Here is a 10,933-nt window from a genome sequence, read left to right on the forward strand (position 1 = left end):
ACGGCTGCACTCCACGCTGGGCTATGAGACGCCGGCTGCGTTCGAACGACAGAAAAAAGGAGAGATAGCCCCTTCTATCAGGGCGCAGGCCGGCTGATGGCACGAAGGCCTGCAGGAGTAGGAAAAACAGGCGGAGCGAGGGAAAAAAGTTGATAGACTTTTGTCTACTTTATTGACAGAGGCACAATAGTTCCAACTGCCGGAGGGAATACTTCCAACCTCCACTGTTTTTCTGCCAACTGCTCCGAATACTACCACCCTCCCCCGTATTTCTACCAAATTCCCGGACAATTCTACCAACTTTCCGAGAGTAAATAAGCTATGAAATGACCTTTACAACTCCAGCTCTCCAAAATACATAAAAACCACCTCACAGCATGAGGCGGCTCTGTTTTCTATCAGCTTTTCCCTTTAGTTTCTTCATCATAATTGTATTTTTTCTCCACCGAGTTGTCCTTTTTGTGGACGACGACAGCTGTCTGCTTCTTTTCAGCAATCTCTTTTGCACGTTCGACAGCATCCTGTTTTTTATCGTACACGTTCGAGGCCTGCTTCGCGTCTTCAGACTGGACGGCCCAGCCGTCGTCATGAGGCAGCACGAACACGTCCTTTTCCATCATTTCCGGACGGGAATCGTCGTCTTCATCCGGAGAGGTGATCTCCGACTCAGACCTCCTGTTGAATTCTTTTCGTTCTTTTTCCGAAGCATCGTCATACCATTTTTTCGCCTGTTCGGTGGCGATAGGAATGGCATCGCTCTCTTTATGGCCGTCTTCCAGCATCGAATTGCCAATTTCGATCGCTTTTTTACGTATCGTACTGTTCAAGTTTTTCCAGGAACTCGGATAGTCATCCATACTCCATGGCATCAGCATTCCCTCCTTTTTTCACCGTGTACCCGGGCTTTTCACCCGATAAACAGGAAAAACGTAACTGCTCTACTTTCTCCAGAACGTGTTACAGTCTTTTTTATCCTCCATGTTAAAGCGGATGATTTCCTTCAGCAGGGAAAAATCGACCGGCATTTCCCACGGCATGCGGATAAGCTGCTTCGTATAGTAATAGCCGGCCTCTGTAATTTCACCTGCAAATTGATCGATGCCTGCTTGTTCCGGCGCAGCAGCCAGATGCTTTTTTGACGTACTGTAGCCGATAATAAACGTTCCATGGTGGGTAAACACCGGCTGGTTCCAGGCTATTTTTGCTTCGAGCTCCGGAAACGCCTTCTCCGTCCAGTCCAGCACTTCCCTCACACGGCTCCGGTGGTCCGGATTATCTATTTTCATTAAATATTCATCGATTGTTTCCATAATTCATTTCTCCTCTCCAATGCAATGCCCCTTTCTTTTCATTCTCTGCTCGTTCGGCTCATTCCTGCTTTCACAAAAAATGACCAGCCGACTAAATCGAAGTTTTGTACAAACAAAAAACACACCAGAGCGCCCCGGTGTGTTTTTTGACTTTTTGCTGTATATTATGCCTGTTCCCCTGCTCTCTTTTCCACGGCGCTCGAAAAACCGGGATCGTGCTCGAGATGGGCTTTCAATATTTCCAGACGCAGCGGCCGGGAAAAGTACGGGCCCTGCATCAAGTTAATTTTCGCCCGTTTGAGTGTTTCCAGCTGGTTTCTGCTCTCAATTCCCTGAGCAAAAAGGTCAAAATGAAACACTTTCCCAAGCTTCCGGAGCTGGTCGAGGACAATACGGCTGCTCTCCTCTGACACAGCCCGGGTGGAAAAATCCGCAGAAAGCTTCAAAACGTCCATCGGCACATTTTGAATAACTTTTAAGGAAGCAGGCCCGGAACCGAAATCATCGATCGCTACCTGAATGCCGAGGCGGCGGATTTCTTCCGAGAGCTGGCCGAGCTTAGTAAGCTCCCCAGCCGACGTCGGCTCGGCAAATTCAAACACAAGCAGGAACGGATTTGCTTTCGTATTCCAGAGCACTTCCCGCAAATAAGGAATTAACACATTCGGAGAGTGGGCACCCGACAGGTTTACCGACACACGAAAGTTATGTTCTATTTGTGCGGAGGAAAGCGTACGGCATACCTGGGCAATGACCCACCGCTCCAGTTCATAAAGCTTCCCTGCCTTTTCCACGATCGGAAAAAACGTTTCTTCCGGGATGTCCCCGAGCCCTGGGTGCTCCCAGCGGACGAAGGCCTCCACACCGGAAAATTCCATCGTATCAGTTTCAAACTGCGGCTGAAAAACAAGGTAAAAATCCCTTCTGTCCATCGCCCGCGGAAGCTCCTGGAAAAGAAACCGCTCCCGGGTAATCTGCTCGCTGAATGTTTCCTCATACATCGTAATCTGGTTTTCGCCGAGTTTCCCGGACTCTTCCAGTGCAAGCGAAGCCTGATGGAAAAGCTCATGCGTCGGCATGCCGTCCGGAGAAGCAGCGCTCACCCCGGTACTTACGGAAAAAGCGATCTCTCTTCCGCGCACTTTTACCGGAATGCGGAGAATTTCCTGGAGACGGGCAGTCATCTCCAGCAGGTTCTCCGATTCGGGAACCGCGGCGACATACAAAAGAAATTCATCCGGAGCCGGACTGATAAACAAGTCTCTCGCTTCGACAAACTCCTGCAGACGCCTGGAAAATTCAACAAGCGCTGCTTCTGCTGCAGACGAACCGACCGCTTCCGAAACAGCGGAAAAATTCGTCACACGCAGATGAAAACAGGCCGCATTGTTCGTTCTTTCATTGATCTGATCGAGCACCGAACGGTTCAGAACCCCTGTCCGCTGATCGTGGAGCCTGCCGTATTCCAGTTCAATGACAAGCCCAAGAAGTGCGGCCATGTTGCCAAGCTGGCGGAGGGATTTTTCGTTAAACTGAGCCGGACGAGTATCCACCATGCAGACTGTTCCGAACAGTTCCCCTCCTTTTAAAATAATCGGAGCACCGATGTAGGAGCGGATACCATATTTTTTATTGAGCCCGAGGTGGGAAGTAAGCGGATGGGTCTGTGTATCCTCAATCAGCAGCGGCTTCCTTCCTCCAAGCGCAACGAGCCGGCAGTAAGTGTCTTCCAAAGAAATTTTCGTGTTCTTTTCCAGAGGAACGTCATTATTCGTAAAGCTTTCAAGTATTGTAAGCGTCGAGCTGCCAATGTGGGACACGTACATATTTTCAGACTGGGTGAGTTCCTGAAGGATGCGGAAAATCTTCTCAGCATAAGACGGGAATTCCTGATAATACACCATTTCCTCCGGTGAAATACGCATCGCTTTACACTCCCTGCTTTATTTTTTCGTTCGGTGACCAGCCGGAACTTCAAAACAAACCTGCAGCGTCTGTTCAATAAAATGAATAAAGCACTTGAAAGTTACGAACTGAGTTCGCTCTGTGGAAGATGTTTTATCGTCCTTCGTTTAAGCCAAGAAAAAGGAAAGCACCCTGAATAAAGTCATACAACGTTCTTCCACTGAGTAACGATTCACTTACCCCCTGCAAACCAGTATTAAACTATTTTTTCTGCAATTAATTAGAAATACTTACTTATTTTTTAGCAGGACCCGGCTTCTGGGAAGTTGGTCGTATGCCTTCGAAAACTGCTGAAAAGTAGCTTCAGAGAATTCTCTCTTTATAAACATATTTTATTCGGATACAAATAAAAATAGAACGGCCGGAAACAGATTCCCGGGCCGTTCTTCCGTATTTCAGGGGCTTTTCTCACAAATAATAACCGTTTCCTCCACAGGCTGTAAGCACGGTGACAACAGCGAAAAGCAGGGCGGACGCTTTCAGCTTTTTCACAGGAATCCCTCCTTCATTCAAAAAACAGGGGGCAGGGAAATATATGTGAACAGTCGGACACCCGCTGCGGCTGGACTTCGCTTACATATACATTTCCTTTTTAAGACGAAAAGCAAACTTCCAGCATCCTTTACGGCGTTCCGCTCTTCAAGTACCTTCATGAAAGTAAAAAAGCCGCCCCGGTTAAAGACCGGAGCGGCCAATTCGTTAAGCCTGAACGGATTTGAATTTTCTAAGACGCAGTGTATTCAGTACCACGGAAACAGAGCTTAACGCCATCGCAAGACCAGCGAGCATCGGATTAAGAAGAATACCGAACACCGGGAACAGGGCTCCTGCTGCGACAGGGATCAACACGACGTTGTAGCCGAACGCCCAGCCGAGGTTCTGGCGGATCATACGCATCGTTGTTCTTGACAGCCGGACGGCCGTAACAACTTTGGCGATATCCCCTTTCATCAAGGTAATATTCGCAGTTTCCATCGCCACATCCGTACCTGTACCGATCGCCATGCCGACGTCCGCCTGGGCAAGTGCCGGCGCGTCGTTGATTCCATCCCCTACCATGGCAACAACTTTTCCTTTATCCTGAAGCTCTTTGATCGCTTCCGCCTTGTGCTCCGGTAGCACCTGGGCAATATAATCATCAATCCCGGCTTCGCGGGCGATAGCCGCTGCGGTATCTTCGTGGTCACCGGTAAGCATCAGCACTTCCAGTCCCATTTCCTGCAGCGTTTCAACAGACTGCTTCACATCTGCTTTCAGCGTATCGGCTACAGCCAAAATACCGGCGGCCATGCCGTCGACTGCTGCAAACATCGGCGTTTTGCCTGCTTTTGCAAGCTCGGAAGCCTGACTGCTGATCGCTGCTGTGTCCACGCCGCGGTCGCGCATCAGCTTTTCGTTACCGATCAAAACTTCTTTTCCGTTCCATTTTGCTTCAATGCCGTGCCCGGTAACTGACTGGAAGCTTTCCGGCTCGATAAGCGGAATGCCTTCCTCTTTTGCGGCCTCTACAATTGCTTCCCCGAGCGGATGCTCCGAACTGTTCTCTACGGAAGCGGCCATCTGCAGAAGCTCTTCATCTGTCAGGCTTCCGGACAGAATCAAATCGGTCACTACCGGCTTTCCTTCCGTAATCGTGCCGGTTTTATCAAAAACGATCGTATCGACTTTTTTCACACGTTCGAGGCTCGTGGCGTCCTTGATCAGAATGCCGTTTTCCGCCCCTTTTTCCGTGCCGACCATGATCGCTGTCGGTGTCGCAAGACCGAGGGCGCACGGGCAGGCAATAATCAGCACTGCGATAAACGTCGTCAGCGCCATAATGGTCGCCGGCTGCGGTCCGAAGAAGAACCAGACAGCGGCACTTCCAAGAGCAACAAGTACAACAGCCGGAACAAAGTAGGCCGCGATTACGTCGACGATCCGCTGAATCGGCGCTTTGGAACCCTGCGCTTCATTCACCATCCGGATAATCTGGGAAAGCACCGTGTCTTTTCCGACTTTCGACGCTTTCATCGTAAAACTGCCGGACTTATTGATCGTTGCTCCGATAACATCGTCCTCCACCTGTTTCTCCACCGGGAGGGACTCCCCGGTAAGCATCGATTCATCCACGGAGGAAGCCCCTTTTATAAGACGTCCGTCCACCGGCACCCGTTCGCCTGGGCGTACGATGATCTCATCACCGATCTCTACCTGCTCTAGAGGAATCTCTTTCTGCTCCCCGCCGCGCATGACGCGCGCCGTTTTTGCCTGCATGTTCATCAGTTTTTTGATCGCCGTCGATGTCTGTCCTTTTGCTTTTGCTTCCAGGTAGCGTCCGACGAGAATAAGTGTTGTAATAACGGTCGTCACATCATAGTAAAGCTCATTTGGAAAACCGAGGCCGGTCAGATATCCCGGGAACAATGTCAGCGCCCCGCTGTAAAACCAGGCAGCTGTCGTTCCCATCGCAACAAGCACATTCATATCCGCCGAACCACTTTTCAACACTTTATAGCTGCTTGTATAAAAACGGCGTCCCGGACCGAGCTGGACGAAAGTGGTCAGAATCAAAAGCATGTACGGACTCGCAAGAAATGCCGGTACCCAGTCCCCCCAGCCGGCCATCATGTGCGGAATACTTCCGATAAGTACCACTGCCGTTATGAGACTGCTCCAGAAAACACTTTTTTTCAGCGAATCCGACTCGGACTTTTCTTCGTCAGAGCGGTCCTTGACGCTGTCTTCCTGAATCTCCGCCCCGTAACCGAGCTTTTCCACCGCTTTAATAATCTGATCAGTCGTAACAGAGTCGTCCACCTGTACCTGCGCGCTGTGAGAAGCAAGGTTCACCTGTGCCTCTTCCACGCCTTCCACTTTATTAATGGATTTTTCCACCCGGTTGACGCACGAAGCACACGTCATACCGGAAACGGATACGTTAATTTTCTTCATAAAATGGGACCTCCTTCATTTCTTTGACATACAATACCCCTGTACCGTATATAAAATTTTAAAATAAGGCCGGCGGCTGTTCCTTAAGAAAGCATCCGCCGGCTTTGATTTCATTATGAGGAAACGACGTCGTATCCCTGGTCGTCGATCGCTTCTTTAATCTGATCTTCCGACACCTGGTCCTCATGGAATACAACATCCACTGTGTTCTGGTTAAGATCAACTTTCACTTTATCGACGCCTTTCAGACTGCCGACGCTTCCTTCCACTGCTGACACACAGTGATCACACGTCATTCCTTCTACTTTTAATGTTTTGTTTAACATATTATCTTCCTCCTTCGATTATTTAAGCATCCGTTCCATGACATCGAGTACTTCATCAATGGCTTCTGCGCCGTTGTCTTCCTTCACAGCCCGTGCAACACAGTGATGCGTATGGTCTGCAAGCAGCGCAAGCGAGACTTTATTGAGCGCTGAGTTGACGGCAGACACCTGGTGCATCACATCCACACAGTAACGGTCCTCTTCCACCATTTTGTGAATACCGCGGACCTGACCTTCAATTCTTTTCAGACGGTTCAGCATCTGCTGCTTATCCGGCTGAACGACCTTTTTGCTCGAGGTGGTCATACCGCCCTCTCCTTTCGCTGCGCCTCCAGCGCCTTTATAATTTCATTATACGATACCCCCGCTATGTATTTCAACACCTATTTCAATTTTATTTCTGCCGACAGTTTGTTTATTCAGCTGTGTTAATTTTTACATAAGGAAAGAAAGGACGTTTTTCTTCTGGTTTATCTTAGCAGATCGTTTCCTGAAGAACCCTGGAGAAAAGGTCTTTAATACTGGAAATAGTCAGGGCATCTTGATTTGTTGGAAAATAAACTTTATTTCTCAAAGTTTACACGAAAGCCACGCTCGTTGTTAGTGAAAAGAGTTCCAACAGTGGGCTTGCCGTGGAGGAAGTCTCAAGCTGGATAATTCTATTTTCTGTCTTTACTTGGTAAAATATATATAAGAATTCTACGTAATAATTAGAGGAGGGAATGACGATGAACGTTAAATCTGTAGTTGTTCGTGTCCCTATGGAGTTATTAAAAGAAATTGAAAACTATCAAAACAGACAGGGTATTACAAAACGCTCCACAGCCATTCTGGAACTGATTCGTCTCGGATTAAAACAGCAGGAGACCGTCAGCAAGTAAAAAACAGTGCAGAACTGCCATTTCCGTTTTCCACCTGTGATCTTTCCAGAGAAGCTGTCTTAATCCATCGGACAGCTTTTTTGCGTAAAAAAGAGCCCCGGCCGCAGCAATTGACAGGCTCCGAAGAATCACCAGTGAAATTCCTCCTCTTCCGGATTCCATCAGCCATGAGACTTTTTTCAGCTCTTCCACCGCCCCTTTTTTATCCCCTCGCCATTCAACTTCTTTGCATGTACTTAGTATGAAAAACTGGTTTTAATAGGCCCGAAGAAATGAGGCAGCAGGAGCGCAGAGGAAGTATTCCAGCGTTGATGACAGAAGGTGCATCCTCCAGAGGAATGTTTGTTCCATCGAAATGAATATTCCTTATTCAAACAGAAAAATCACCACCACGCCGGACGGCAGGTGCCCGGTAAATGAACCTGCCGCAGAAATATCAACTTACCCGTTCCGGAACAATTTCCCAGTGCTTTCGCTGGAAAATAGCTCTCCTCAAAAAATAGTCAAAAAAAATATTTTTCCTTCTATTTCCATTCACCTCTTCAAAATCTCATGCTTATTTTTTCCTGATACACTTCGGCAAGAAGAAAAGGTTCTATATTTGGGCCTAAAGTGGCAATACCATTCAAATACACTCTTACTTACTTTACCTCATTTTTTGTTCATTTTAATGAAAATTTGTCCTGCAGAGAACTTATACTTGTGATAACATATATAAATATTCTCATTATCCCTATATAATGAAGAATTATTTCCCGGAATTTAATCTTTAAGAGCCTGTATAGGATGCTTTGGAAATTTCTTATTAATTAATGAACAAATTAACGAACGAACACACCTTTAAGGAGGAGTAGGATTTTGGAATTATTTTTGATTATCTTTTTCTGTTTATGTTTATTTTTTCCAGTGCTTCATTTGTTTCACTGCCTTCCCTGGTTCCGTGAAAAAGATGAACGAATGCAGCTGAACCCTGAATCGGAAAAAGGGATCAGCATTCTCGTCCCCTCATTTAATGAAGCCGGCATTATAGAAACTTCCGTCGAAAGCATGAAGTCGCTTGCTTATGAAAATTATGAGGTTATCTACATCAATGATGGCTCCACGGATGAAACGTTCACTATATTGAACAATTCTTTGCAGCTTTATGAGAGTCCAAAAGCAGTGAACCGCCAGCTGACGCATGAGGAGATTACGGGAGTATACCGGTCGGAAGTGTTTCCGCATATTTACGTCGTCAACAAAGTAAACGGCGGAAAAGCGGATGCTTTAAACGCAGGAATCGAACATTCCGACAAAGAATTAATCGTCACGCTCGACGCAGATACGATTTTAACCGCGCCGGCGCTGACAGTGGTCAACGAAAAATTTGCGGATCCTGATGTCATTGCAGCGGGCGGGATGGTACACGTCCTGCAGACAAAATCATCCAGTCCTTTGAAAAAGTTGTCCTTAGCCGGCACGAAAATGCTCGTCCGGGTACAGATGCTCGATTTCTTAAAAGCTTTTTATGTCACAAAGCTCTCTCTTGCGCGCTTTCAGGCTTTAGCTATTATTTCCGGCGCGTTTGGGATTTTTGACAAGCAGGCGCTGATCGATGTCAAAGGCTACCGCTCCTCTGTCGGAGAGGATATCGACATCACGCTGAAAATACATCGCTATATCGCCCGGCAGAAACATAAAAAAGTGCTGCTCATTACCGAGGCAATCAGCTACACTGAACTCCCGGAAACGTGGAGGGATTTATTTAAACAGCGCATCCGCTGGCAGAAATCCTATATGGACTGCCTCGTTCACTTCCGGGGCTTTTTAACGAAAACCGTCCTGACGAAGCCTGTGTCGTTTTTTTACATCATTGAATCCTTTTTCGTCGGGATTCTCGCCGCTTACATCACAGCCGGATTCTTTGTCGCCAACGCCCTGCTGAACCTGGCGATTGTATTCATCGGCTTTGTGGTCATTTACCTTTCTTATATTTTATTATTTAATTTTGTTTACAATCTGCTCGCTATCAGGCAGGTAAAAAGATACGGCTTTACCTTTGAAAAAGGCGACAAACTCCGCTTGATCAATACGGTTATTTTTGATGTGTTTATCCATCGTTTCGTCACGATGTATTTTGTTATGTACGGCAGCATTGCCTATTTCTTCAACCGGGACTGGAAAAAAGTTTCCCGGACCGGCAGAAAATATAAAATGGACCCGGCCTATCAGGCAGGTTCCAATAAAAAATAGTCAGGTGATAAAACATTGAATTCAATTAAATGGAAAAAAATTCTGCTCGTTGCCGTGACGAGTATTGGTGTACTGGTTGTTGCTGCAGGAAGCTACGGATGGAACAAAATTGCCTCTACTTTCACAAATATTCAGGAAGAAATCGAGCGGCAGGAAACGGAACGGCGTCTCGATACAATTGACTTTGAGGAAGGCGATCCTTTTTCTGTCCTTTTGATGGGAGTAGATGAGCCGGAAGGGGACCACGATCCGTACCAGCGGTCCGATGCCCTGATTTTACTGACGGTGAATCCGGAAGAAGACTCCACCCAGATGGTCAGCATTCCCCGTGATACGTACACGGAACTCGTCGGCAAAGGGGAAAAAGATAAAATCAACCACGCCTACGCGTTCGGCGGCACGCAGATGACAATCCGCACCGTGGAAAATTTCATGGACGTCCCTGTGGACTATTTTGTGCGCATTGATATGGAAGGACTCGTGGATATGGTGGACGCTGTCGATGGTATCGAAGTGAACAACCACTTCGAGTTTACGCATAGAGACGTTGATTTTGAAGAAGGACCTATTCAGCTGAACGGGGAGGAAACGCGCATCTATACGACTATGCGGGACAAGGATCCGAGGGGTGATCTAGGCCGCACCGAAAGACAGCGCAGAGTCATCACCGGCATTCTTCACGAAGGGGCCAGCTTTTCTTCTATTACTCGTGTCGAAGAAATATTAGGCGCGATCGAAGACAACGTCCGGACGAGCTTCAGCTTAAGAGAAGTGTGGGACATTCAATCCAATTACAGAGATGCCCTTAATAAAATCAAGCAGCATGAAATCGAAGGCGACGACGGAGAAATTGATGACGTGTATTACTACATGCCTGATGAAGAAAGTGTCGAAGAGCTTTCCCACGTGCTGCAGGAGCACCTCGAATTGGATGATCCGGAAGAAGAACAGATAGATAATTAGAAAATGGAAATAAACTAAGCTCCCCAACGCTGATCATTGCGTCCGGGGAGCTTCTTTTGATAAAAACAGCTTGAAAGGCCTCCATTTCCGATCAGTACAGCCTACGGAGCAGTCGCCCTTTTTCCGGATCCAGTAAGAACGCAGAAGCCTATTTCCCCTGCGAAAGGTTACCGTACGTGCTGCATTCTGGAAAGCTGGTAGAATTTGTGGTTCTGTCAATAAAGTAGACAAAAGTCTATCAACTTTTTTCCCTCGCTCCGCCTTTTTTTCCTACTCCTGCAGGCCTTCGTGCCATCAGCCGGCCTGCGCCCTGATAGAAGGG

Annotated in this window: 9 protein-coding genes; 3 read left to right on the forward strand and 6 right to left on the reverse strand. The window is 47.4% G+C overall.

Annotated elements, in window-relative coordinates; translation table 11 throughout:
• Window positions 1-398 precede the first annotated feature (398 nt).
• The 6 genes from C6Y45_RS16780 to C6Y45_RS16805 form a co-directional block, all read right to left on the reverse strand.
• Window positions 399-869 (reverse strand): DUF2188 domain-containing protein, encoded by a 471-nt coding sequence (locus C6Y45_RS16780; protein ID WP_107586377.1) that lies wholly within the window; start codon window positions 867-869, stop codon window positions 399-401.
• A 69-nt stretch (window positions 870-938) separates the two neighbouring features.
• The gene (locus C6Y45_RS16785) at window positions 939-1,310 is read right to left on the reverse strand and encodes an iron chaperone (protein ID WP_107586378.1); all 372 of its coding nucleotides are present in this window, start codon (window positions 1,308-1,310) and stop codon (window positions 939-941) included.
• Between the two features lie 164 nt (window positions 1,311-1,474).
• Window positions 1,475-3,235: a sensor domain-containing protein gene (locus C6Y45_RS16790; protein WP_107586379.1), complete on the reverse strand. Its 1,761-nt coding sequence runs from the start codon at window positions 3,233-3,235 to the stop codon at window positions 1,475-1,477.
• Window positions 3,236-3,974: 739 nt separating this feature from the next.
• A complete protein-coding gene (locus C6Y45_RS16795; protein WP_107586380.1) occupies window positions 3,975-6,209 on the reverse strand; it encodes a heavy metal translocating P-type ATPase in 2,235 nt (744 codons plus the stop codon).
• A gap of 113 nt (window positions 6,210-6,322) precedes the next feature.
• Window positions 6,323-6,535 (reverse strand): copper chaperone CopZ, encoded by a 213-nt coding sequence (gene copZ, locus C6Y45_RS16800; RefSeq protein ID WP_107586381.1) that lies wholly within the window; start codon window positions 6,533-6,535, stop codon window positions 6,323-6,325.
• Window positions 6,536-6,553: 18 nt separating this feature from the next.
• A complete protein-coding gene (locus tag C6Y45_RS16805; protein ID WP_107586382.1) occupies window positions 6,554-6,841 on the reverse strand; it encodes a metal-sensitive transcriptional regulator in 288 nt (95 codons plus the stop codon).
• Between the two features lie 422 nt (window positions 6,842-7,263).
• Here C6Y45_RS16805 and C6Y45_RS17745 point away from each other — a divergent pair, with 422 nt between their 5' ends.
• The 3 genes from C6Y45_RS17745 (at window position 7,264) to C6Y45_RS16820 (ending at window position 10,611) form a co-directional block, all read left to right on the forward strand.
• Complete coding sequence (locus C6Y45_RS17745) at window positions 7,264-7,416, forward strand: ribbon-helix-helix domain-containing protein (RefSeq protein ID WP_160058482.1); 153 nt, start codon at window positions 7,264-7,266, stop codon at window positions 7,414-7,416.
• An 858-nt stretch (window positions 7,417-8,274) separates the two neighbouring features.
• Window positions 8,275-9,648 (forward strand): glycosyltransferase family 2 protein, encoded by a 1,374-nt coding sequence (locus C6Y45_RS16815; RefSeq protein ID WP_107586384.1) that lies wholly within the window; start codon window positions 8,275-8,277, stop codon window positions 9,646-9,648.
• A gap of 15 nt (window positions 9,649-9,663) precedes the next feature.
• Window positions 9,664-10,611: an LCP family glycopolymer transferase gene (locus C6Y45_RS16820; protein ID WP_107586385.1), complete on the forward strand. Its 948-nt coding sequence runs from the start codon at window positions 9,664-9,666 to the stop codon at window positions 10,609-10,611.
• Window positions 10,612-10,933 lie beyond the last annotated feature (322 nt).

It is taken from the genome of Alkalicoccus saliphilus (assembly GCF_003044065.1).
Taxonomy (GTDB): Bacteria; Bacillota; Bacilli; order Bacillales; family Salisediminibacteriaceae; genus Alkalicoccus; species Alkalicoccus saliphilus.

Bases quoted from the DNA above. Each gene is read 5' to 3' on its own strand.
- C6Y45_RS16780 (WP_107586377.1), bottom strand. From the start codon at position 869: ATGCCATGGAGTATGGATGACTATCCGAGTTCCTGGAAAAACTTGAAC.
- C6Y45_RS16785 (WP_107586378.1), bottom strand. From the start codon at position 1,310: ATGGAAACAATCGATGAATATTTAATGAAAATAGATAATCCGGACCAC.
- C6Y45_RS16790 (WP_107586379.1), bottom strand. From the start codon at position 3,235: ATGCGTATTTCACCGGAGGAAATGGTGTATTATCAGGAATTCCCGTCT.
- C6Y45_RS16795 (WP_107586380.1), bottom strand. From the start codon at position 6,209: ATGAAGAAAATTAACGTATCCGTTTCCGGTATGACGTGTGCTTCGTGC.
- copZ (WP_107586381.1), bottom strand. From the start codon at position 6,535: ATGTTAAACAAAACATTAAAAGTAGAAGGAATGACGTGTGATCACTGT.
- C6Y45_RS16805 (WP_107586382.1), bottom strand. From the start codon at position 6,841: ATGACCACCTCGAGCAAAAAGGTCGTTCAGCCGGATAAGCAGCAGATG.
- C6Y45_RS17745 (WP_160058482.1), top strand. From the start codon at position 7,264: ATGAACGTTAAATCTGTAGTTGTTCGTGTCCCTATGGAGTTATTAAAA.